The following is a 23690-nucleotide window of genomic DNA, read 5'->3' as shown; positions in this document are numbered from 1 at the left end:
ACCTTGTTTATAACCAGCGATTGAGCCAGTTCATCAAATGGATGGTGGGATTGGAAAGCTGCCCTGGCTGACAAGCCTCTTTCAGCACAACCAGCTGCTGTTCAGCTTCCAGGAGCCGTTCGCTGGAGTGTCTTTCTGCCAGTTGCTGGCTGAGTGATGCAAGATCCGGCATTGCCAGTTGATGATGGCCGCAGCCAGCCTGAAGCTTGAGGGCATCGCACAAGAAGAGCTGCAACCAGTGCAGCCGGACCTGAGTATCCTCGGCCAACTGGGCACAGACATTCGCCGCACGGGTGGGGGCCGATGCCAGCGAGACAAATCCGTCGAGCAATGCCCGTCTGGCATCATCTTGCTGTGCTTCGATGTAGCTCAGCACCCGCAGCGGCGCACCCTGGCAGATCCGCACCTGGGCCTGGGTGGCCTGATGGCCCTGCTCGGCGAGCCAGGCAAGGGTCTCCCCCTCAGAGGGGAGCTGGCAGACATGCTTGTGACAACGGCTCAAGATGGTGGGGAGCAGGCGAGATACCCGGGATGCGATGAGCAGCAACAGACTGTCGCCAGCCGGCTCTTCCAGCGTCTTCAGCAAAGCATTGGCGGCAGACTCCGTCATGCGCTCCGCCTCCTGAATGATCACCACCTTGCCGCGACCGAGCTGGGACGTGCTCTGGAGGCGGCTGCAAATCTCCCGGATGGCTTCGACACCTATGGTCTTGCCCTCGGGCCCCAGGGTGCCAAGATCCGGGTGATGCCCCTTCTCAAAAAGCTGGCAGGAGTGGCACTGACCGCAGGGCTCACCTCGTTGTGGATGCTGACACAGGTGCAGTCGCGCCAGTCGCTCTGCAAGCTGCTCCTTGCCAAGACCGGGATCGCCTAGCAGCAACCAGGCGTGCCCGAGCCGTCCGGCCCGGGCCGTCTCGCTCAGGGCATGCCAATCCGGGATCAGCCAGGGATACATAGCCCCTCGCTTGCCAGATAATGCTCAAGGACTGCCTCGATGGCGGCTTTGACTTGCTCCGGGGGCAACCCGGCATCGATGACCTGGATGGAATCATCGGCGGCCGCCAACTCGAGGTAACACTGGCGGGTACGTTCAAAGAAGCCGATCTGCTCCAGCTCAATTCTGTCCAGCTCGCCGCGATGGCGGGCCCGCTGCAAGCCGATGGCAGGATCGATGTCGAGATAGAGGGTCAGATCCGGCTTGAAATCCCCGAGGACCGCCCGTTTGATGGCGCCGATGAGGTTCGCATCGATGCCGCGGCCCCCCCCCTGATAGGCCTGGGAGGAGAGATCATGGCGATCGCCCACTACCCAGATACCGTCTGCCAGGGCAGGCTTGATCCGGGTCTCCACCAGTTGAACCCGGGAGGCGTACATCAACAACAGCTCGGCCTCGACGGTCAGGCGCTCGTCATGCACTTCCTTGACGATGGCCCGCATGCGCTCCGCCAGCGGCGTACCTCCTGGCTCCCGGGTGCACTCGATCTGCGCCACACCGTGGGCTTGCAGATAGTCGGTGACATAGCGCACCGCAGAGCTCTTCCCTGCCCCTTCCAATCCTTCAATCACGATAAATTTAGACATTAGGGTTTCTTCAATATGTATTCACGTACCGCCCGATTGTGTTCATCGAGGGTCTTGGAGAAGTAGTGGGCACCGCCCCCCTTGGCAACGAAGTAGAGATAGTCGGTCGATTTGGGGTTGAGCGCCGCCTCGATGGAGGCCTTGCCCGGCATGGCGATGGGCGTCGGAGGCAGACCGTCGATCACATAGGTGTTGTAGGGGTTCACGTCGGTCAAATCGCTGCGGCGAATGTTACCATCGTACCTCTCCTTCACCCCGTAGATAACGGTAGGGTCGGTCTGCAACTTCATGCCAAGGCGTAGACGGTTGACGAACACAGAAGCAATCTGGGCCCGTTCATCCGGTTGGCCCGTCTCTTTTTCGATGATGGAGGCCATGATGAGCGCCTCATAGGGTGTCTTGTAGGGCAGATTGGCCTGACGCTTCTCCCAGGAAGCCTCCAGGAACGTTTTCATGTCCTGATAGGCGCGGCGCAGGATGGAGAGATCGCTGGCATGAGTGGTATAGGCGTAGGTTTCAGGCAGGAACCACCCCTCCAGCTTGCCATTTTCGATGCCGAGTTCCTGAGCCAGCTCGGTTTCGCTCTGCTCCAGAGTCAGGCGCTCCAGATAGGGGGCGCTGGAAAGTTGCTTCAGCCAATCCTCAAATCGGGACCCTTCGACAAAGGTCAGGCTGAAGTGAAACTCCTTGCCGGAAGCAAAGAGAGAGAGAGTCTCCTTGAGCGGCGCCCCTTCCTTGATCTCATAGGTGCCGGACTTGATGGCCACCAGTTCGGGATGACCGCGCAACCAGAGACGCACCGCCCAGGGGCTGGTTTCCCCCTCCCCCAGTTCGGCAATCAGGCGCGCCGCATGGGCGCCTTTTTCGACGGTAAAGAGGCGGGTTGGCCCCTTGTTGGTGAGCGTCTCCACCTGTTGCCACTTGTGATACACGTACCCTCCGGCAACGGCGACAGAGAGTGCCGCCCCCGCGAGCAGGGTGTAAAGCCGATTAAACTTCAATGACCAAGCGCTCCTGTAAACGGCGGATCAATACCGGACTGGGATAGTGCATATCCCCGATGCTGGTGACCGGGACAATCCCCATCAGGGTATTGGTCAGCCAGACCTCTTCCGCCTGCCAGAGTGACTCCAATGGAGCCTCTACGACACGCAGTTCAATGCCCATCTGTTTAAGCATCGTCATCACACGCTTGCGCATGATGCCATCGATCCCGGCGCGGGTGAGATCCGGTGTGAACACCGTCCTGCCACGACGCCAAAACAGATTGGCGCTGACCCCTTCTACCAGAAATCCCCGGCTGTTCAAGACTATACCTTCGACCCCGCCACGCGCAGCAAGTTCGCGCTTCAGCATCACTTGTTCGAGGCGCCCCAGCGTCTTGAGACCGGCGAGCATGGGACTCTCCCCAAGCTGCTGCTGGCATACCAGGGCATTGATACCGGTTTGCTGCCAATCATGATAATGCTCAGGATAAGGTGCCAAAGAGACGATGCGAGTGGGCGTGTCACAGCCTGCGCCGTCATATCCCCGCCCACCGGCGCCCCGGGTCAGCATTATCTTGACGACAGCCTGTGTCTGCCCAGAAGCAAGCTGCGCCGCCTCGTCGGCAAGCAGGTCCCAGGAGTGCTCGCCAAAACCAAGCCGGGCGTTGGCATGTTGCAGCCGGGCCAGATGGTCCTGCCACCAGAGTACCTTCCCTTCCCTCACCAGCATGGTGGTGAAATGACCATCACCGTATGCCAGTCCACGATCCCTGGCTGACAGTGTTTCTGTGGGTATTCCATTAATCAGCAAGGGGATCCCTCCGATAAAAAAGGCCCGATACTACCGTATCGGGCCTTATCATTCGCCCAGAGCGAATTATACGCGTTTGAAGATCAGGGAGCCATTGGTGCCGCCAAAACCGAAGGAATTGGAGAGGGCATATTCGAAGCTGCCGGCCTTGGCAACATGCGGCACCAGATCCAGGTCGCACTCATCATCCGGGTTGTCCAGGTTGATGGTAGGAGGCACCATCTGGTCACGCAGAGAGAGCACGGTGATGATCGCCTCGATGGCGCCAGCCGCCCCCAACAGGTGGCCTGTCATGGACTTGGTGGAACTGACCATCAGGGCGCTGGCATGTTCACCAAACACCTTCTTCATGCCGCGCAGCTCTGCCACATCCCCAAGGGGGGTAGAGGTACCGTGGGCATTGATGTAACCGATCTGCTCGGGTGCGATGCCAGCATCCTTGATGGCGTTCTTCATGGCGCGTGCGCCACCATCGCCGTCCGAGGGAGGGGCCGTCATGTGATAGGCATCCCCACTCATGCCAAAGCCGACCAGCTCGGCATAGATCTTGGCGCCGCGGGCCTTGGCATGTTCATACTCTTCCAGCACCAGCACGCCGGCACCGTCGCCCAGCACGAAACCGTCGCGATCCTTGTCCCAGGGGCGGCTCGCCTTCTGCGGTTCGTCATTGCGGGTGGAGAGCGCCTTGGCAGCGGCAAAGCCGCCCATGCCCATGGGGGTGGAGGCTTTCTCGGCACCACCGGCGACCATCACGTCCGCATCGCCATAGGCGATCATCCGGCCAGCCATGCCGATGGCATGGGTACCCGTGGTACAGGCGGTTGTCACGGCGATGTTCGGGCCCTGCATGCCTTTCATGATGGAAAGATGACCGGACACCATATTGATGATGGTGGACGGAACGAAGAAAGGGCTCAGTTTGCGGGGGCCGCCATTGATGAGGCTGCTGTGGTTCTGCTCAATCAGACCCAGACCGCCGATACCAGAGCCGATGGCAACGCCTACCCGCTCCGCGTTCTCTTCGTTGATGATCAGGCCGGAATCTTCCAGGGCCTGAACACCCGCCGCCACGCCATACTGGATGAAGAGATCCATCTTGCGGGCTTCTTTGCGGTTGATGCCGAACTCTTCGGGGTCGAAATCCTTGACCAGGCCTGCGAAACGGGTTGCGAACTCGCTTGCATCAAAGTGGTCGATGAGGGAAATGCCGCTCTGCCCGTTGAGCAGGGCTTGCCAGCTGGATTCGGCAGTGTTGCCTACCGGGGAAAGCATCCCCAAGCCGGTCACCACGACTCTGCGTTTTGACACTGAGGTAGTCTCCGAGAGGTGTTTTGAAAGGGGTAAACATAAAAGAAGCGGCCCTTGGGCCGCTTCTTTCAGAACAGGAACTTATTCCTGATTAGCGGTGATGTAGTCGATAGCCGCTTGAACAGTGGTGATCTTCTCGGCTTCTTCATCAGGAATTTCGGTATCGAATTCTTCTTCCAGCGCCATTACCAGTTCAACGGTATCCAAAGAGTCAGCGCCCAGGTCGTCGACGAAGGAGGCAGCGTTCTTCACGTCTTCTTCTTTAACACCCAGTTGTTCGATGATGATTTTCTTTACGCGTTCTTCGATGTTGCTCATGACCTGAATTTTCCTTTAAAAATACGCTATTGCGTCTGGTTGGGGTAGTGTATTCAATTGACGTGAGTTTGCAAGTGACTTGCCGCTGGTCAAACCACGAAATTCGCCAAACTTCGGCGTATTATCGCAAATTTGAACAGAACTCACGACAAATTGATTACACCATGTACATCCCGCCATTAACATGCAGGGTTTCGCCGGTAATATAGGCGGCATCATCCGATGCCAAGAATACCACAGCGGCAGCAATTTCTTTCGGATCGCCCAAACGGGCGGCAGGCACCTGATTCATGATGCCGGCGCGCTGCTCTTCGTTGAGCGCCTTGGTCATGTCGGTCTCGATGAAACCGGGAGCAACCGCATTCACCGTGATGCCACGGGATGCCACTTCACGGGCCAGCGACTTGGTAAAGCCAACCAGACCAGCCTTGGCAGCAGCATAGTTGACCTGACCGGCGTTGCCCATGGTGCCGACCACGGAACCGATGCTGATGATGCGACCGTTGCGCTTCTTCATCATGGCTCGCAATACTGGCTTGCTCAGACGGTACAGGGAGGTGAGATTGGTGTCGATGATCTCGTTCCACTCGTCATCCTTCATCCGCATCAGCAGGTTGTCGCGGGTGATGCCGGCGTTGTTGATCAGGATGTCGATGTCGCCAAAACGCGCCTTAATGGCAGCGAAGACGGTTTCGATGGATTCCTGACTGGTCACGTTCAGTGCCATGCCGCAGCCTTGCTCACCCAGGTAAGCACTGATCGCTTCGGCGCCGCTCTCGCTGGTCGCAGTACCCACGACCTTGGCACCACGAGCAGCAAACGTCTCCGCAATCGCACGACCAATGCCACGGCTGGCGCCAGTGACCAACACAACCTTATCGGTAAAACTCATGACTTGCTCCTGTTTACTTGATCTGGGCCAGCGCCTGCTCGAACGAGGCGACGTCGTTGGCGTGAATACCTTCCACTCGCGCATCGATACGCTTGGCCAGGCCGGTCAACACCTTGCCCGGGCCCATCTCGATTTCGAGGGTAACACCGTCGTTTGCCATGCGCTCTACCGTTTCAGTCCAGCGAACCGGGCTGAACAGCTGACGCACCAGGGCTTGCTTGATGGCGGCAGGATCCTGCTCACAAGAGACGTCGACATTATTGATGACGGCGATGGCAGGAACCTTGATCTCGATCCCATCCAGGGCGGCGGCCAGCTTTTCTGCGGCCGGTTTCATCAGGGCGCAGTGGGAGGGTACGGAGACCGGCAGCGGCAGAGCACGCTTGGCACCTGACTCTTTCATCAGCACGTTGGCACGCTCGACCGCCTCTTTGTGGCCGGCGATGACCACCTGGCCCGGAGAGTTGAAGTTGACCGGAGAGACCACCTGCCCCTGGGCCGCTTTCTCACAGTTGGCAGCGATGCTTTCGTTGTCCAGACCGATGATGGCAGCCATGGCGCCAGTGCCTTCCGGTACGGCTTCCTGCATGGCCAGACCACGCAGCTCGACCAGTTTGACGGCATCGGCAAACGCCAGCGCGCCGCTGCACACCAGAGCGGAGTATTCCCCCAGGCTGTGGCCGGCCATCACGACGGGGGTTGCCCCCCCCTGTTGCTGCCACAGGCGCCACAGCGCGACGGAGGCGGTCAACAGTGCAGGCTGGGTACGCCAGGTCTTGTTGAGATCCTCGGCCGGGCCTGCCATCACCAGGGCAAACAGGTCATAACCCAGCACCTGGCTCGCCTCGGCGAAGGTCTCTTTAATCACGGCGTGTTGCTCGGCCAGCTCGGCCAGCATGCCGACGCTCTGGGAGCCTTGTCCCGGGAAGGCAATGGCAAATCGGGTCATCATTGATTCCTTTAAGGTAAGACGAATTCGGTAAGCGGGCGCCCGAGGACCGGGCACCGCTCGGTATCAGAGGCGAACCAGCGCAGAGCCCCAGGCAAAACCGCCGCCGAAGGCTTCCAGCAGGACCAGCTGGCCTGGTTTGATGCGACCATCACGCACCCCTTCATCAAAGGCGATGGGCACGGAGGCGGCAGAGGTGTTGCCGTGCTTGTCGAGGGTCAGCACTACCTTGTCCAGCCCCATGCCAAGCTTCTTGGCGGTGGCGCTGATGATGCGGAAGTTGGCCTGATGAGGCACCAGCCAGTCCAGCTCGCTCGGCGCGATGCCGGCGGCGGCCAGGGTCTCGGTGACGATCTCGCTCAAACGGGTGACCGCTACCTTGAACACATCGTTGCCCTTCATGTACATGTAGGCTTCAAGCTCGGCCCCCGGCATGCCGCGGCGCGGCTGCGGCAGCTTGAGCAGATCGCCGTAACGGCCATCCGCATGCAGATGGGTGGAGAGAATGCCCGGCGTTTCGCTGGCACCGATGACCACGGCCCCTGCCCCATCCCCGAACAGGATGATGGTGCCGCGATCCTCGGGATCGCACATGCGTGACAGCACGTCCGCACCGACAACCAGCACGTGGCGAGCAGCGCCGGATTTGACGAACTGATCGGCGATGGCGAGAGCATATGTAAAGCCGGCACAGGCGGCGGCTACGTCAAAGGCCGGGATCCCCGGTACGTCAAGCAGCCCCTGCAGTTCACAGGCAGCAGCTGGGAAGGCATTCTCTGCGCTGGTGGTGGCCAGCACTATCATGTCCAGATCGGCGGCAGTCAGACCTGCCGCATCAAGCGCACGCAAGGCCGCCTGATGAGAAAGGGTCGCGACGGTTTCGTCGGCTCCGGCGATACGGCGTTCACGGATCCCGGTGCGTTCCACGATCCATTCGTCACTGGTTTCAACCATCTGTTCAAGATCGGCGTTGGTACGAACCGAACTCGGCAGATAACTGCCAGTACCCAGAATTTTGCTATGCATAGAGTTTTATAAATCCCTGTCGGAAAAGACAGATTCAAGGCGATCTGCAATTTGCAATGGAAGTTGATGTCTGGCTTCTTGTGCGGCCAGCAGAATCGCATGACACAGAGCGCGGCGCTCGGCCCGCCCATGGCTTTTTACCACAATGCCGCGCAATCCTAACAGACTCGCGCCATTATACTGGTCGGGGTTCAGGTAAGAGAAACGCCGTTTGAACATAAATCCGGCGAGTCGCCCAAGAAAACTGCGTTTTTTACGCGGATATCCGGCCAGTTCAGCCATCATCCGCACCACGCCCTCCGCGGTCTTGAGCGCCACGTTGCCCACGAAACCGTCGCAGACGATCACGTCGCACTCGCCGCTGAAGATCCTGTCACCCTCGATAAAACCGACAAAATTCAGGGCGGAGCATTGGCGCAGCAACTCGGCGCTGTGGCGCACCAGGTCGTTGCCCTTGATCTCCTCCTCCCCCACGTTGAGCAGTGCCACTCTGGGTGAAGGTATCCCCTCCACCTTCTCTGCGACCACGGCGCCCATCACGGCAAATTGCAGCAGGGTGTCGGCATCGCAGCTCACGTTCGCACCCAGATCCAGCATCACGGTCCGTTTTCCACCCAATGTGGGCAGAGCCTTGATGAGGGCTGGCCGGTCAACACCGGGCAAGGATTTGAGCACGCACTTGGCCATGGCCATCAAGGCACCGGTGTTGCCTGCACTGACACAGGCATCGGCAGCGCCGCTCTTGACCAGATCCAGGGTCACGCGCATGGAGGAGTCTTTCAGGGTACGCAGCGCCACGATAGGCTTTTCGCCCATGCCCACGACCTGGGAGGCATGCACGAGACGAACGCGAGGGTGATTGAGCAGGCCATATTGCTGCAGAAGAGGGGCGGTCTGGTGTTGATCACCGACCAGAACAAGTTTTAGCTGGGGTAGAAGAGACAGTGCCTGCACGGCGGCAGGCACTGTTTCCGAGGGGCCGATATCTCCCCCCATTATGTCTAGCGCGACAGTTTGCGTAGACAAAGGCAATCCTTAAGCGATTACCTTTTTACCGCGGTAGAAACCATCGGCAGTCACGTGGTGACGACGATGAATTTCGCCACTGGTCTGATCAACAGTCAGGGCAGCGGTGGTCAGCGCATCGTGGGAACGACGCATGCCACGCTTGGCGCGGGTTTTACGGTTCTGTTGTACGGCCATGGTAGGCTAACTCCTAAAATTCACTTACGTTTGAGCGCTTCAAGAACTGCAAAGGGATTCGGCCGCTCATCAGCAGGTTCGATTTCACCCCAGGTCATCTCCATGTTTCCTCTGGGACACACATCCACCGGATGCATGGCTACCTGAGGCAACGAGAGGATGAGTTCATCCTCCAGGATTTGATGAAGATCTATCTCGCCGTTTTCGTCCAATTCAATGGGCTCATAAGCTTCCGGCAGTTCTTCCTCGTTTGTTCTTTCGAACAGCGGAGTGTAAATAAAACTAGCTTCACAAAGGTGTTCAAATGTCTCACCACAACGCTGGCAAACCAGGTCGACCTTGGCATGGGCAGTGCCTTTCATAACGGTCAACTTCTGGACATCTTTGCCAAAGTGCAGTGTGACATCCACATCACTTCGCAAGCCTTCGGTTGATTCCTCCAGCCTGGGCATCTGCGACTTTTCCACTATCCCGACATAATCGAGTAGCTTCAAGGCATTACGGACTGGATCAACCTTAACGGGCAACTTCACCTTTTGCATAGGGCGCGAATATTATAGGTCCAACAAGGGATAGTCAAAGGAAAAAGTCCTTACCGCCGATGATTTTACCTTCACAGGCCCCTGCAAGAGGAACTTGTGCTCATCGGTGGCCGATTATGCCATATCGTGCAGGATCTGGCACAGGATCCTGTTCCCCTCCCCTGTCTGTCCACCGGATGTGCTCCTTGGTGTCTCATCAGGTGGCAGAACAGCGCGGGTCGCTCCCCAGCAGGCCTGGTGTCGCAGCCACTCTGGGCTCGGCTTCCATCAGTCGGCGTATGGCTTTGAAACTGCCCACGGCAGCCTTGATGGCAATGGGATTGACCAGCCAACCCGGCAAGTTGTTGCCCGGGTTGGTATAGGTTTCGAGCCGAACGAGTGTGCTGCCATCCCGTTGGGGTAGCGCCTCCCACCGTCCGGCGCTTTCCTGGATCCGGAACAGCCCTGCATGCAGTGGCAGGGCATTCGGCTCTGCCCACACCTCGAGAGTCAGGCCGCAATCGATGCGTCGACTCAGATGGGAGCGGGTGATGAGCTCCCTGTCTTGCACCGGCCAGGGAGACGCCAGGCGGGTATAGACCAGATCATCGTCGGGACCCGATCTGGCCAGCACCCTGACTTCACGGCTCTGGGGCAACCACTCTTCATGGCGCGCCGTGTTCCGCAGCACCGTGATCAGCGCGCCAGGATCGGCATTCACGCGCATCTCCAGACGTAAGGCCTGAAAAGAGGTCGGAGGATGTGGCTGGGTCCAAAGCATCACCCCCTCATCCCCCTGGCGAAGTTGCCATGTCCCTGCCCAGCTGGCGAAGGAGATCAGTGCCATGACCAAGGCCGCATATCGTGTCATCACGCTCAATTCCGATCTCTTGTGTTTGCGCTGTGGTTCCCTCAGCATGCATGCTTCCCGCTAATTAGGCGAGTCCCGCTGTAGACATCTCCTGTTTGCGTGGCCCCATCTGCACAGATAGAATCAACCAATTGATTTATAAATGGATATCATCACAACATGCAGCCTTCCTTGATTCTCGCGTCCACCTCGTCCTACCGCAAGACCTTGCTGGAAAAACTCGGTCAGCCGTTTCACTGTGCCGCGCCTCAAGTCGATGAGACGGCGCGACACGGGGAGACCGCGGAAGCCCTGGTCAGCAGATTGGCGTTTGCCAAGGCGAGTGCGGTTGCTGCTGATCGTGATCAAGGATTGATCATCGGTTCAGATCAGGTGTGCGTCTGTGACGGGCAGATCCTCGGCAAACCCGGCACGGTGGAGAAGGCGGTCGAGCAGTTGCGGCGGGCACAAGGCAAGCGTGTCATCTTTTACACCGGGCTCTGTGTGATCAATGCTGCAAATGGCCATGCCGAGCAGCTCGTCGAGCCTTTCACCGTGCATTTTCGCTCGCTCGACGAAGCCGCCATCCGTCGCTATGTGGAGGCCGAACGTCCTCTGGATTGTGCCGGCAGCTTCAAATGCGAGGGAATGGGCATCGTCTTGTTCAAGGCGCTGGAGGGGCGCGATCCCAACGCCCTTGTCGGTCTTCCCCTGATAGGCTTGGTTGATCTCCTGGGTCGCCACGGCCTGGCTCTGCCATAACAAGAACTCTGCCATGAAAAACGGGAGCCAAGGCTCCCGTTTTTCATGGCTGTCAGCGTGGCAGCTTGGCGAGGAACGCCTCAAGCTCCGGTGACAATGGCGCTTCCACCTGCATCTCCCGCTCATCTACCGGATGAGTAAAGGTGAGCTTCCAGGCGTGCAGGAACAGACGCTTTAGCCCCTGCCCCCGCATTTTTTCATCAAACCCGGCCTCACCATATTTGTCATCGCAGGCGATGGGATGGCCGGCGTGCTGGGTGTGGACACGGATCTGGTGAGTACGGCCAGTGATGGGGCTGCACTCGACCAGGGTGGCTTCGGCAAATTGACGGGCAATCCGGAACCGGGTCTCGGAGGGTTTGCCATCGCTGCTGACCCGCACCACCCGCTCGCCGGATTGCAGATCATTTTTGCGAAGTGGCGCATTGACCACCTTGACGTGGGGTTGCCACTGGCCGCGCACCAGCGCCAGATACTGCTTGCGCATGGTCTTGACCCGCAGCTGCTCGTGCAGCCTGCGCAGGGCACTGCGCTTCTTGGCAACCAGCAGCACGCCGGAGGTGTCGCGATCCAGCCGGTGCACCAGTTCGAGGAAACGGGCTTCGGGGCGCAGGGCACGCAGCCCTTCGATGACGCCAAAGCTGAGGCCGCTGCCGCCGTGCACTGCCATGCCGGACGGCTTGTTGAGCACTATCATGGCATCGTCTTCAAACAGGATCTGGCTCTCCAGACGCTGGATGCTGCCGAGGTTGGCAGAAGGCAACTCATTCTTCTCGGCCACACGCACGGGGGGCACCCGCACCTCGTCACCGGCACAAAGCTTGTATTCCGGTTTGATGCGCTTCTTGTTGACCCGCACCTCCCCTTTTCGAAGGATGCGATAAATCAGGCTCTTGGGGACGCCCTTTAACTGAGTCTTGAGAAAATTGTCGATGCGCTGCCCGTCATGCTCAGCTTCGATGGTGAGCAGCTGCACTTGTTGATGTATCTGTGTCATGGCGCGGATTTTAACACCGCTGACAGCCCTTGGCTCCATGCTTTGTTAAAAAATGGCGTCTTGCTATAAAAGTGGTTTAAATGGGATAATAAACAAGGTTTTGTCATTGTGTTCAAGCCTTGTACTAAGTGGCCAAAATGTATGCCACCCAATCCCGAAACACCGTGTATACAAGAACATGACGGTTCCCGGGTGCGAGGTACAACGCATGGAGAACACAAACAGAACCGACGTAAATTGTCTCCACATCGGTATCCTTAATTCACGCCCTCTCGAGAAGGCTGAACCAGAGTGCCCTTAGTTTGCGCCTCATGCATACCCCAACCGGGAGGTTGCCCCAGCATGCTGAAGACCCGAGGCCGGCGCCGGCAGGACCCAGTGGAGGAATCAAAATGACAAAATAATGAGAACTCAATGAAAAGAATGCTAATCAACGCGACTCAGGAAGAGGAGTTGCGCGTAGCGCTGGTTGACGGACAACAGCTCTACGATTTGGATATTGAAAGTCCGGGACACGAGCAGAAAAAAGCGAACATTTACAAGGGCAAAATCACCCGAGTAGAACCCAGTCTCGAAGCTGCTTTTGTTGACTATGGCGCCGAACGCCACGGTTTCCTGCCGTTAAAGGAAATCGCCCGCAATTACTTCCCCTCCGGTTACTCCTATCAGGGTCGTCCCAACATCAAAGAAGTGGTCCGCGAAGGCCAGGAAGTGATTGTCCAGATCGACAAGGAAGAGCGTGGTACCAAGGGTGCAGCCCTCACCACCTTCATCAGTCTGGCTGGCAGCTACCTGGTGCTGATGCCGAACAACCCCCGTGCTGGCGGCATCTCCCGTCGCATCGAGGGTGACGAGCGGACCGAGCTGAAGGAAGCCCTGAGCGGACTGACCGTGCCGGACGGCATGGGCCTCATCGTGCGCACCGCCGGTGTGGGCAAGTCCCCGGAAGAGCTGGAGTGGGATCTGAACGTTCTGCTCAATCACTGGGACTCCATCCACAAGGCGTCACAACAACGTTCCGCTCCGGTGCTCATTCACCAGGAGAGCAACGTCATCGTGCGCGCCATCCGTGACTATCTGCGTCGCGATGTGGGCGAGATCCTGATCGACAACCCGGTCATCTTCGAACGCGCCAAGTCGCATATCGAGCTGGTCCGTCCCGATTTCCTCAATCGCGTGAAGCTGTACAAGGGTGATGTCGCTCTGTTCAACCACTTCCAGATCGAGAGCCAGATCGAATCGGCCTTCCAGCGCGAAGTGCGCCTGCCCTCCGGCGGCAGCATCGTCATCGACCCGACCGAAGCACTGACCTCCATCGATATCAACTCCTCCCGCGCCACCAAGGGCGGCGATATCGAAGAGACCGCCCTGCAGACCAACCTGGAAGCAGCAGACGAGATTGCCCGTCAATTGCGTCTGCGTGACCTGGGTGGCCTGATTGTCATCGACTTCATCGACATGACCCCGGTTCGCCATCAGCGCGAAGTGGAAAACCGTCTGCGTGAAGCGGTGCATCAGGATCGTGCCCGTATCCAGCTGGGCCGTATCTCCCGTTTCGGTCTGCTGGAGATGTCTCGCCAGCGTCTGCGTCCCTCCCTCAACGAGTCCAGCAGCCATATCTGCCCCCGTTGCCAGGGTCAGGGGGTCATCCGTGACAACGAATCCCTCGCCCTGTCCATCCTGCGTCTCATCGAAGAAGAGGCCATGAAGGACAACACCGAGCAGGTTCATGCCCAGGTGCCGGTCGATGTGGCCGCCTATCTGCTCAACGAGAAGCGTACCTCCATCGCCAATCTGGAACAGCGCAATGATGTGCGTGTCTACATCATTCCGAACCAGCATCTGGAAACGCCGCACTACGAAGTGACCCGCATCCGTCAGAACGAGATCCCGGAAGCGGCCAGCTACGAGCTCAAAACCGAGATTGCCAAGCCGGTCTATCAGCCGCGCCAGGCTCAGGTAGTCGAGCGCGAACAGCCGCTGCTGCAAGGGTTTGCCCCGGCTCCCCAGCCTGTTGCGCCCACCGCCCCGGCTCCTGTTGCGACTCCCGCTCCGGTTGCAGAACAAGTCGGCTTCTTTGGCAAGCTGGCCAAGGCCTTCTCCGGCCTGTTCGGTGCCTCCTCCGATGCGGCTCCGGCCGAGGTGAAGGCGCCTGCCGACAAACCGGCCGCCCAGCGCGAAGCTCGCAAGGATGACGGGCACCGTCACCAGCGCGATGAATCCCGCAGCCGTGGTCAACGTGGCCGTCGCGATGACAACCGCGGCAGTCGCAATGCCGAGGCCGGCGAGAAGCGTGAAGGCGCAGCCAGCCGCGAGAGCAGTGATCGCAATCGTCGCCCGCGCAAAGAGCGTGAGCCTCGTCAAGAGCGGGAACCCCGTGGCGAAGTGCGCACCGAACAGCGCATGGAGCGTGAGCCTCGCGAACCCCGCCAGGAGCGCGAACCTCGTGCCCCGCGTCCGGCTCGTGAACCTCGCGCGCCCCGCGAACCCCGTGCAGAGGTGAGCGTCGAGGCGGTTGATACCGTTGATACTGCTGTCGCCAGCGCTGAACCGCGTCAGGAAAAAGAGCAAAAAGTGGCCGAGCGCCGCGAACGTCGCCAACTGCGCAAGCAGATCCGTGTCGATGTCGCCGCGACCGACACCCCTGCCCTGCCGACTGACGAGCACGTCGTCACCGATGTCGCCGACGTGCAAGCCGCCGCTGAGCAGCAAGAAGAGCAAGGCGAAGGTCAGCGTCGCTCCCGCCGTACCCCGCGCAATCAGCGTATCGAAGGGCAACGTCGTAAGCGTATCAACGAAGAGGCTCGTGGCCAGCGTGAAGACGAAGCACAAGGCGAAGTGCAGCTGACTACCGCGGCCCAGGCCGATGCGGCTCAGGTGAAGGTGGAAGAACCGGCTGTGCCTGTCATCACCATTCCGAGCGCAGAAGCGGTTGCAGCAGCCCTGCAGGCCTCGGCCGCTCTGACCGAGCACGTGGTGGCTGAAGCCGTTGCTGAGGAAGCGGCAGAGCAAGCACTGGCAGCCCAGGCTGTGGATGCGCCCTCCACTGACGAAGTTGAGCAGGTTGCGCAAGCAGACGCTGAACCCGTCGCCGAAGTGGCAGTTGTCGAACCCGAGATGGTCGAACCTATCGTCGACACCGCCTCTCATGACGAACCTGTAGCCGTGATCGACGCTGTCGAGCAGACCCAGCAAGTGGAGGCCATCCCAGAAGAGGTTGCACCGGTTGCTGAAGCGGCACCTGTCGTGATCGCTGAGGAGACGGCCACCGCCGAGGCGGAGGTCGTCGAGATGCCGGCTGCCGTGGTGCAAACCGAGCCAGCAACCAGCCCCGAAGTGAAGGTCAGCAAGGGTGCCGGTGTATTGGCCCGTGCCCGCAAGGCTTATGCCCCCATGGCAACGCCGGCTGCGGCTCCTGCCCCGACACCCCGTGAACCCGTGGAGTACGCTCCCCTGGTACGCAGCGAAGTCGTGACCTCCGGTCGCCACGGTGGCAGCACCGCTGCCAGCAACGTGGCAACCAGCCCGGCCGGTCGCCCCTGAGCAGACTCGTAGTCTGAATAAAGAGCCACACATTGTGTGGCTCTTTTTTTGTCTCTTTTTTGGGGCTGACATCGCCTTGCTCTCCCCCCTGCCTGTTCGATATCCGCCGCTTTCCCGATGTTCAGCGACCACACACACCCAGTCCAAACAAGACGTGAATAACACACCAGACAGAGGATTCATCTCTGTCAAAGCATCACGACATGCTCTGCTTTGTCGATAGTTGACGGCATATGATGCCATTGGCAAACAGTCTGGCAGCGTTCCCCTTTGGTAGCACAGTCGGTGTGTTCAGTGGTGGCTGAGACAGCCCAGGTTGAACGGGAATGCCAGACATAGGGCAACCTGTGGCACTCTTTACTCTCATCATTTGTAGTGAGCGTTGAAGGCCCTCCCTTCAGCTTCACGTGCAAGCGTCAGCTCGTAACAAGGTAGCTCCGGGTATGCTGTCCTCACTGTGTACAACAGAGTGGTTGAGGGATGTAGAGAAGCTAAAGAGGTGATAGATAATGTCATTCAACTTCTTGTCTGATGGCATACAACTATCACTTATTGAACTATTGCCGCATGACGTGACATTCACCAGGCAACAAAAAAGGGCCCGAAGGCCCTTGTTTCATTTCCAATGACTGTCGCGCTTATCCGCCAAAGAGATGGTTGTTCAGCAGGAAGAGACCGCCGGAGAGCAGCATGGTGAGCGGCAATGTCAGCACCCAGGCAAGCAGAATGGTCTTGATGGTCTGGCTCTGCAGGCCGGACTTGTTGGCCACCATGGTCCCCGCCACCGCAGAGGAGAGAATGTGGGTGGTGGACACCGGCATCCCGGTCAGACTCGCAATCCCGATGGACGCGGCGGCCGTGATCTGGGCTGCAATGCCTTGGCTGTAGGTCATGCCGGAGGAACCGATCTTCTCCCCTACCGTGTAGACGATACGACGCCAGCCCACCATGGTGCCGCAACCGAGCGCCAGGGCGATGGACACGATGACCCAGGTCGGCGCATATTCGGCCGTTGCGGTCAGATCCTTGCGCCATTTGGCGAGATCGGTCAGCTCCTTGGCCGGCAGTGGCAACTTGGAGACCTTGCGGGCAGTGTCGTCGATGCACAGCAGCAGGCGACGCACCTCGCGGCGATCTACCAGGTTCATCTCCTCGTAGGTGCGCACCTGGCCGAGACGCTTGTCGAGGGTCGCCATGGCCTGCAGGGCCTCCCCTGCCGCACAGTGACTCATCAGCTCTTCCTGGGCTTTGGCAGGCACACTGAAGTTCACCAGATGGGAGACCTGATCCTGGTTACGCTGGTAGATCTCCATGATGCGCTGGTTGGCATCCTGGGTTCTGTCCAGATCATAGGAGCGGCTGTTCATGTCCAGCGCAAAATAGGCAGGCGCCATGCAGATCAGCACCAGCATCACCAGACCGATGCCTTTCTGACCATCGTTGGAGCCGTGCACGAAGCTCACCCCCATGGCGGAACAAATCAGAGTGACACGGGCCCAGAACGGTGGATGCTTCTTGCCGTCCACCAGCAGGCGCTCTTCCGGGGTCTTGTGGATCTTGCTGCCAAGCCATACGCGCTTCATGGCGAACAGCAGCAGGGCGGCAATGATGAAGCCCACGGTGGGAGAGATGATGAGAGAGAGCATGATGTCGATGGCTTTGCCGACGTTGATACCCTCTTTCAGGGGTTGATGGCTGATCAGGGCATAGGCGCCGCCTACCCCCAGGATGGAACCGATCAGGGTGTGGGAGCTGGATGCCGGAATACCGAAGTACCAGGTTCCCAGGTTCCAGACGATGGCCGAGAACAGCAGGGAGAACACCATGATCAGACCCTGGGTAGAGTCCATGCCAAGCAGCAGATCGATGGGCAGCAGGTGAACGATGGCGTAGGCCACCCCCAATCCCCCCAGCATGACCCCGGCGAAATTGAACAGACCGGAAGCCACCACCGCCATATGAGCCGGCATCGCCTTGGTATAGATAACCGTTGCTACCGCGTTGGCGGTATCGTGAAAGCCGTTGATGAATTCATAGGCCAGCACAAAAAAAACGGCCAATACCAAACCGATTGACCACCACAAACCCAAACCACTAAACATTTCAAACATAAAAACGAACCTGTTTATGAGTTGCGGCGGATTATGCCAGAAGGCTCGATGCGCCATACCCGTTGTTGAAATATTTCAGCAAAAAAAAAAAAGGGCATTCCGTCAGAAAATGTCTTAGGGCCTGTAGGAACGGGGCTTGTCGAGGATTAATTTAAGTCCATTCCATTGCTGTGGATAGGCGCCAATCAAAGCCTAAGCATCGCTCGATGTCCCGAAAAAGGCCGCTTTTCAACCCGCTCGGCACGTCCGTTTCCTTTTGTCAGATATAAAAGAGGGTGCCCTGGCACCCTCCTCGATAGACAAGCCGCACGGTGCGGGGGTCAATCCTGGTTGATCCGGCTGGCCACAGCCCCTTGCTGACTCTTGTATTTGGCATTTTCCCGTTTGTTGTACGGGCGAGCCGCGGTACCTGACAGCATCTCGAAGTTCAGGGCACCGATCTTCATCTTGGGACGCAGGGCCAGAGGCAACTTGCCACCGTTGTAAAACTCCAGCACGATGCGACCGGACCAGCCCGGATCGATGCGGTGGGCGGTGACGTGCACCATGAGGCCCAGGCGCGCCAGGGAGGAACGACCATCCAGCCAGCCGACGATATCGGCGGGCAAGGTAACCGATTCATAGGTCACCGCCAGCGCCAGCTGACCCGGGTGCAGATAGAAGGCTTCACCGTCCGGCACGTGGATCTCCTCGCTCATCACCCGCTCGATGGCATCGGCCATCTCGGCACTGGTACCGCCAAGGTCGATGTAAGGCGCGGTATGATCGCGAAACACCCGAAACTCGTTGCCCAGCAGCACATCGACGCTGACGCCGCTGATCCGCTCAACACCGGGCCGCGGCTCGATGACGATCTTGCCTTCATCCAGGTGCCGTTCGATATCGGTATCACAAAGACGCATTATGCGACTCTCCTGACAAAAGATTCATTAAAAAAAGCCGGGCATCACCCGGCTTGTTTTCTCTCAACCAATCAACATATGGCGGATACGCGCCTTGAGCATGTCGATGGCGATGCGGTTCTTGCCGCCACGGGGCACGATCACGTCGGCATACTGCTTGGACGGGTCGATGAACTGCATGAACATGGGACGCACAGTCTTCTGATACTGCTTGAGCACGGAGTCCATGGTACGACCGCGCTCCTGCACATCGCGCACCAGACGGCGCAGCAAACAGATGTCGAGCGGGGTATCCATGAAGATGGAGGCGTCCATCAGTTCGCGCAGGCGGCTGTCGGTCAACAGCAGTATCCCTTCGAGGATGATGACACGGCGCGGTGCAAAGGTGGTGACTTCGGTCATGCGCGTGTGCTCGGTATAGGAGTACTGTGGGATGTTGACCGCCTCCCCTTGCGTCAGCTGGGTCAGATGCTGCACCAGCAGATCGTGATCCAGGGCATTGGGGTGGTCATAGTTGGTCTTGACCCGCTCTTCCATGGTCAGGTGGGTCTGATCACGGTAGTAGCAATCCTCGGTGATCACACCAATCTGACCCGCTCCCAGCTCGGCCACCAGCTCTTCATAGATGGTTTGGGCGATAAGACTCTTGCCGGACGCGGATGCACCAGCAATACCGATGATCACGCAGGAATGTTGAGTATCAGACATTGAAAATACCTAAAGAGAAGAGCACTGGGGATTGTTTAAACCGATCCATTATATGAAAAAGGGGTGGCCATGCCCACCCCAAATCCGTCCCCCTTGGCCGAACGCCGATTATTCGTCCAGCGCCACCGTGTAGAGCGGGGTCGCAATCGGTTTTGCGCTGAAATAGAGCTCGGCCCCTACCCGGCGAGCCAGTTTCAGGTAAGTCTGTGACAGCTCGCCATCCGGCGCACCGAACACGGTGGGACAGCCGTCATCCATGTGCTGGCGAATGTCGATATGCAGCGGCAACTGACCAAGCAGCGCCACGTGATACTGCTCCGCCATCTTCTGACCACCGCCGGTACCGAACAACGGCTCGTGATGCCCGCAGGCACTGCAGACGTGGTAACTCATGTTCTCGACGATGCCAAGCACAGGCACATTGACCTTGTTGAACATGGCGATCCCCTTGCGGGCATCTGCCAGCGCCACATCCTGGGGCGTCGTGACGATCACCGCCGCCGTGGTGGGCACCTGCTGGGCCAGCGTCAGCTGGATATCGCCGGTGCCCGGGGGCATGTCCACCACCAGGTAGTCCACCTCGCCCCAGCGGGTCTCGTGCAGGATCTGCCCGAGTGCCTTGCTCGCCATGGGACCGCGCCAGATGGTGGCATCCTGCTCGGCCACCAGATAACCGATGCTGTTGCTCTTGATGCCGCAGGCCATCACCGGCTCCATCAACTTGCCATCAAAGCTGACAGGGCGCTCCTTGAGGGTCCCCGTCATGGTCGGGATGGAGGGGCCATAGATGTCCGCATCCAGCAGGGCGACCCGCGCCCCCTCTTTTTGCAGTGCCAGCGCCAGGTTGACCGCGGTAGTGGACTTGCCCACCCCTCCCTTGCCGGAGGCAACCACCAGGATATTGCGGATCCCCTGCACCGCCGCCAGTTGCTGCGCGCGGGGCATGCTGGCCACGTCTATCTCCCCCGTCCAGTCGATGCGGGTCGCACCGGTTGCGCTGCGCAGCCGGGCATCGAACTCCTCTTTGATCTGTTCAAACAGGGACTGGCCGGCAAAGGGCAGCACCAGCCTGATGGCCAAGGTCTGCTCGTGCCGCTCGACGGCACGCACAAAACCGGCCGCGACCAGATCCTTGCCCCATCCTGCCGGCTTAAATTCGGCCAGGATCTGTTTTACTGAATCAATCACCATTAACTCCCCATTATGTTGTCGTTATGCTGAGGTGAACGGTTACCGCACATAAATCAGTGGCTTGCCGACGTCATCGCGATGCCGCCAGTCAGGGCACCGGGGGCCACAACCCTAGGCAGGCCGCCCCCAATTCGGGTAACATGCACGGCACTGTATCATCCCAACAGGCACATAAAGAACGTATTATGGCAACTGATCCTCGTAGAATGCTGGTAACCTGCGCCCTCCCCTATGCCAACGGCTCCATCCATCTCGGCCACATGCTGGAACACATCCAGGCCGATATCTGGGTTCGTTATCAGCGAATGCGTGGCCATCAGGTGCATTTCGTCTGTGCCGACGATGCCCACGGCACGCCCATCATGCTCAAGGCGCAGCAGATGGGGATCTCGCCGGAAGAGATGATTGCCGCCGTCTCCCAGGAGCACCAGGGGGATTTTGCCGGTTTCAACATCAGCTTCGACAACTACCACTCCACCCACAGCGACGAGAACCGCGAGCTGGCGGGCGTGATCTATGGCCGCCTCAAAGAGTCCGGCAAAATCAAGATCCGCACCATCTCCCAACTGTTCGATCCGGAAAAATCCATGTTCCTGCCGGATCGCTTCGTCAAGGGCACCTGCCCCAAGTGCAAGTCCCCCGATCAGTACGGTGACAACTGCGACAGTTGCGGCGCCACCTACAGCCCGACCGAGCTGATTGATCCGAAATCCGCCGTCTCCGGTGCGACCCCGGTGATGAAGGACTCCGAGCACTACTTCTTCGACCTGCCCCAGTTCGAAGCCTGGCTCGCCGACTGGGTGCGCGGCTCCGGCGCCATCCAGGAAGAGATGGCCAACAAGATGCAAGAGTGGTTCGAAAGCGGCCTGCAGCAGTGGGACATCACCCGTGACGCACCCTACTTCGGCTTCGAAATTCCCGGCGCCCCCGGCAAGTACTTCTATGTCTGGCTGGACGCCCCCATCGGCTACATGGCGTCGTTCAAGAACCTGTGCAACAAGCGCGGCGACATCGACTTCGACAGCTACTGGAAAGCGGACTCCGACGCCGAGCTCTATCACTTCATCGGCAAGGACATCGCCTACTTCCACTGCCTGTTCTGGCCGGCCATGCTGGAAGGCGCGAACTTCCGCAAGCCGACCAAGGTCAACGTGCACGGCTATGTGACCGTCAACGGCGCCAAGATGTCCAAGTCCAAGGGCACCTTCATCAAGGCGTCCACCTATCTCAAGCACCTGGATCCGGAGTGCCTGCGTTACTACTACGCCGCCAAGCTCAACAGCCGCATCGACGATCTGGACTTGAACCTCGAAGACTTCGTCTCCCGCGTCAACGCCGATGTGGTCAACAAGCTGGTCAACCTGGCCTCTCGCAACGCCGGCTTTATCGCCAAGCGTTTTGACGGCAAGCTGGCCGCCACCTGCGCCGAGCCCGCACTCTACGCCGAGTTTGCCAACGCCAGCGCCAGCATCGCCGAAGCCTATGAAGCGCGCGAATTCAGCCGCGCCATCCGCGAGATCATGGCCCTGGCCGACAAGGCCAACCGCTATGTGGACGACAAGGCTCCCTGGGTCATCGCCAAGCAGGAAGGGGCGGATGCCGAGCTGCAAGCCGTCTGCTCCGTCGGCATCAACCTGTTCCGCGTGCTGATGGCCTACTTGAAGCCCGTCATGCCGCAACTGGCCGAGCGCGCCGAAGCCTTCCTTGGCGAAACCCTGACCTGGGACGGCATCGCCGCCCCTCTGGTCGACCACGGCGTCGCCCCCTTCAAGGCGCTCTTCTCCCGCATCGAGTCCGCCAAGGTGGATGCCATGGTGGAAGCGTCCAAGGAAGATCTCGCCAAGGAGCAGAGCAAGAAGCCGGCAGGCCCCCTGGTGGACGATCCCATCAGCGAGACCATCACCTACGACGACTTTGCCAAGATTGACCTGCGGGTGGCGCTGATCAAGAAAGCCGAAGCGGTGCCGGAAGCCGAGAAGCTGCTGAAGTTGCAGCTGGACATCGGCGGCGAAACCCGTCAGGTCTTTGCCGGTATCAAGTCCGCCTACAACCCGGAAGATCTGGAAGGCAAGCTGACCGTGATGGTGGCCAACCTGGCCCCGCGCAAGATGCGCTTTGGTATGTCTGAAGGCATGGTGCTGGCGGCAGGTCCGGGTGGCAAGGATCTCTGGATCCTCGAGCCCCAGGAAGGTGCCCAGCCGGGCATGCGCGTGAAGTAATACGCCCCTTCCCGGACAGTCCCAATGAAAAGAGAGGCCAATGGCCTCTCTTTTTTTACCTTGTGGGGTGCTTACTGCCCGCTCTGCAGCAATGCCATGCGAAGGCCGACCAGCTCCGCCTGATGGCAATCCAGTTGCAGTAGTTGGCAGCGGATCTCTGTTTTCAGGGCTCGCCGTTGCTGACCTCGCCCCGTTTCGCCCCGAAGGCGTCTGAGCCATTGGCGTCTGTCCTGCAATTGCCCAAGCCGCTCCTGCCAGCTCACCAGCATGGACAACCAGGCCGGATCCCCTCCCCCCTGTGCTGTCAGCAGCTCCATCCCGTAGCGCGCCTGTTTCAGCACCAGACGCAGCCGGTGCCAGCACCGAAGTTTCGCCCTGATGCCCACAGGAAGGGAGGAGGTCTTAGCCAGTGCCTCCGACAGTGACAGCGCCAGATGCAGCTGAAACAGCGGCAAGAGATCGACACCGACGGGTACCTCTTCCAGTCGGGCCAGCCAACGGGCCAGCGGGCCGGTCAACAGGGGGACCCGTGGCAAGCGGTTCTGCCGAAGCGAGCCACCATGATGCTGCGCATAGACCTGGGCATCGCGCAGGGCGGAGAGCGTGCCGACGGCACGGGTCAATCGCCGCTCCAGCTCGGGCTCATGAATGAGGGGTCGCCACAGGGCGAGCAGCGCCAGCAGGCGGCGGGCCGCTATCCGGTAGGCATGCACCTCTTCCATCCCCTTGTGCTGGCGCAGTGCCAGGGTCGCCCCCCGATATTGCCCAACGAGCCGGTTGGCCTGCGCAATCCCGCTCTCCCCCATGAACCC

The 23690-nt window shown here is 59.3% G+C and carries 22 protein-coding genes; 3 read left to right on the top strand and 19 right to left on the bottom strand.

The annotated features are described in order from the left end of the window. Positions 1-7 precede the first annotated feature (7 nt). From holB to AB5Y68_RS03880, 13 genes are all read right to left on the bottom strand, one after another. Positions 8-955, bottom strand: a complete 948-nt coding sequence (gene holB / locus AB5Y68_RS03940; protein ID WP_039041165.1) for a DNA polymerase III subunit delta' — start codon at positions 953-955, stop codon at positions 8-10. Next, a complete protein-coding gene (tmk, locus tag AB5Y68_RS03935; protein WP_039041166.1) occupies positions 940-1581 on the bottom strand; it encodes a dTMP kinase in 642 nt (213 codons plus the stop codon). Before tmk ends, holB begins: the two co-directional genes overlap by 16 nt. Further along, positions 1581-2582 carry an endolytic transglycosylase MltG gene (gene mltG, locus AB5Y68_RS03930; protein WP_029314535.1) on the bottom strand — a complete coding sequence of 334 codons (1002 nt, stop codon included), beginning with the start codon at positions 2580-2582 and terminating at the stop codon, positions 1581-1583. The genes tmk and mltG overlap by 1 nt, the downstream gene beginning before the upstream one ends. Continuing rightward, entirely contained in the window at positions 2572-3378 is an 807-nt protein-coding gene (gene pabC, locus AB5Y68_RS03925) for an aminodeoxychorismate lyase (protein ID WP_039041167.1), read from the bottom strand. The genes mltG and pabC overlap by 11 nt, the downstream gene beginning before the upstream one ends. Positions 3379-3444: 66 nt before the next feature. After that, positions 3445-4686, bottom strand: a complete 1242-nt coding sequence (fabF, locus tag AB5Y68_RS03920) for a beta-ketoacyl-ACP synthase II (RefSeq protein WP_039041168.1) — start codon at positions 4684-4686, stop codon at positions 3445-3447. Between the two features lie 81 nt (positions 4687-4767). After that, a complete protein-coding gene (acpP, locus tag AB5Y68_RS03915) occupies positions 4768-5004 on the bottom strand; it encodes an acyl carrier protein (RefSeq protein WP_005300909.1) in 237 nt (78 codons plus the stop codon). 157 nt (positions 5005-5161) lie between these two features. Further along, the gene (gene fabG, locus AB5Y68_RS03910; RefSeq protein WP_039041169.1) at positions 5162-5896 is read right to left on the bottom strand and encodes a 3-oxoacyl-ACP reductase FabG; all 735 of its coding nucleotides are present in this window, start codon (positions 5894-5896) and stop codon (positions 5162-5164) included. Positions 5897-5909: 13 nt separating this feature from the next. Beyond that, positions 5910-6845 (bottom strand): ACP S-malonyltransferase, encoded by a 936-nt coding sequence (fabD, locus tag AB5Y68_RS03905; RefSeq protein ID WP_039041170.1) that lies wholly within the window; start codon positions 6843-6845, stop codon positions 5910-5912. A gap of 66 nt (positions 6846-6911) precedes the next feature. Beyond that, entirely contained in the window at positions 6912-7871 is a 960-nt protein-coding gene (locus tag AB5Y68_RS03900; protein WP_039041171.1) for a beta-ketoacyl-ACP synthase III, read from the bottom strand. A 6-nt stretch (positions 7872-7877) separates the two neighbouring features. Next, positions 7878-8897, bottom strand: coding sequence for a phosphate acyltransferase PlsX (plsX, locus tag AB5Y68_RS03895; RefSeq protein WP_039041172.1), 1020 nt, complete (start codon positions 8895-8897; stop codon positions 7878-7880). 9 nt (positions 8898-8906) lie between these two features. Then, on the bottom strand, positions 8907-9074 hold the full coding sequence (rpmF, locus tag AB5Y68_RS03890) for a 50S ribosomal protein L32 (RefSeq protein WP_005300935.1): 168 nt from the start codon (positions 9072-9074) through the stop codon (positions 8907-8909). Between the two features lie 20 nt (positions 9075-9094). Beyond that, the gene (yceD, locus tag AB5Y68_RS03885) at positions 9095-9616 is read right to left on the bottom strand and encodes a 23S rRNA accumulation protein YceD (RefSeq protein WP_029314532.1); all 522 of its coding nucleotides are present in this window, start codon (positions 9614-9616) and stop codon (positions 9095-9097) included. 196 nt (positions 9617-9812) lie between these two features. Further along, positions 9813-10442 (bottom strand): START domain-containing protein, encoded by a 630-nt coding sequence (locus tag AB5Y68_RS03880; RefSeq protein ID WP_323883728.1) that lies wholly within the window; start codon positions 10440-10442, stop codon positions 9813-9815. Positions 10443-10625: 183 nt separating this feature from the next. On the opposite strand from AB5Y68_RS03880, the gene AB5Y68_RS03875 reads away from it, so the two are divergent. Beyond that, the gene (locus AB5Y68_RS03875) at positions 10626-11207 is read left to right on the top strand and encodes a nucleoside triphosphate pyrophosphatase (protein WP_039041173.1); all 582 of its coding nucleotides are present in this window, start codon (positions 10626-10628) and stop codon (positions 11205-11207) included. Between the two features lie 52 nt (positions 11208-11259). Here AB5Y68_RS03875 and rluC read toward each other — a convergent pair whose 3' ends face one another. Continuing rightward, on the bottom strand, positions 11260-12204 hold the full coding sequence (gene rluC, locus AB5Y68_RS03870; RefSeq protein WP_234704008.1) for a 23S rRNA pseudouridine(955/2504/2580) synthase RluC: 945 nt from the start codon (positions 12202-12204) through the stop codon (positions 11260-11262). 414 nt (positions 12205-12618) lie between these two features. On the opposite strand from rluC, the gene rne reads away from it, so the two are divergent. Then, entirely contained in the window at positions 12619-15747 is a 3129-nt protein-coding gene (rne, locus tag AB5Y68_RS03865; RefSeq protein ID WP_039039159.1) for a ribonuclease E, read from the top strand. A 638-nt stretch (positions 15748-16385) separates the two neighbouring features. Here the strand turns inward: rne and AB5Y68_RS03860 are convergent. The 4 genes from AB5Y68_RS03860 to apbC form a co-directional block, all read right to left on the bottom strand. Continuing rightward, the gene (locus tag AB5Y68_RS03860) at positions 16386-17858 is read right to left on the bottom strand and encodes an inorganic phosphate transporter (RefSeq protein WP_029314527.1); all 1473 of its coding nucleotides are present in this window, start codon (positions 17856-17858) and stop codon (positions 16386-16388) included. A gap of 320 nt (positions 17859-18178) precedes the next feature. After that, positions 18179-18760 carry a dCTP deaminase gene (gene dcd, locus AB5Y68_RS03855; RefSeq protein WP_010674732.1) on the bottom strand — a complete coding sequence of 194 codons (582 nt, stop codon included), beginning with the start codon at positions 18758-18760 and terminating at the stop codon, positions 18179-18181. Between the two features lie 63 nt (positions 18761-18823). Further along, entirely contained in the window at positions 18824-19468 is a 645-nt protein-coding gene (udk, locus tag AB5Y68_RS03850; RefSeq protein ID WP_010674731.1) for a uridine kinase, read from the bottom strand. Between the two features lie 108 nt (positions 19469-19576). Then, a complete protein-coding gene (apbC, locus tag AB5Y68_RS03845) occupies positions 19577-20659 on the bottom strand; it encodes an iron-sulfur cluster carrier protein ApbC (protein ID WP_039039158.1) in 1083 nt (360 codons plus the stop codon). 185 nt (positions 20660-20844) lie between these two features. Here apbC and metG point away from each other — a divergent pair, with 185 nt between their 5' ends. Continuing rightward, the gene (metG, locus tag AB5Y68_RS03840) at positions 20845-22878 is read left to right on the top strand and encodes a methionine--tRNA ligase (RefSeq protein WP_010674729.1); all 2034 of its coding nucleotides are present in this window, start codon (positions 20845-20847) and stop codon (positions 22876-22878) included. Positions 22879-22949: 71 nt separating this feature from the next. Here metG and AB5Y68_RS03835 read toward each other — a convergent pair whose 3' ends face one another. Then, complete coding sequence (locus AB5Y68_RS03835; protein ID WP_039039157.1) at positions 22950-23684, bottom strand: CHAD domain-containing protein; 735 nt, start codon at positions 23682-23684, stop codon at positions 22950-22952. Positions 23685-23690: the final 6 nt, after the last annotated feature.

The organism is Aeromonas sp. R6-1 (assembly GCF_040908165.1).
Taxonomy (GTDB): domain Bacteria; phylum Pseudomonadota; class Gammaproteobacteria; order Enterobacterales; family Aeromonadaceae; genus Aeromonas; species Aeromonas caviae.
Note: the sequence above shows the minus strand (reverse complement) of the source record. Positions and strands in the feature narration are given on the sequence as shown.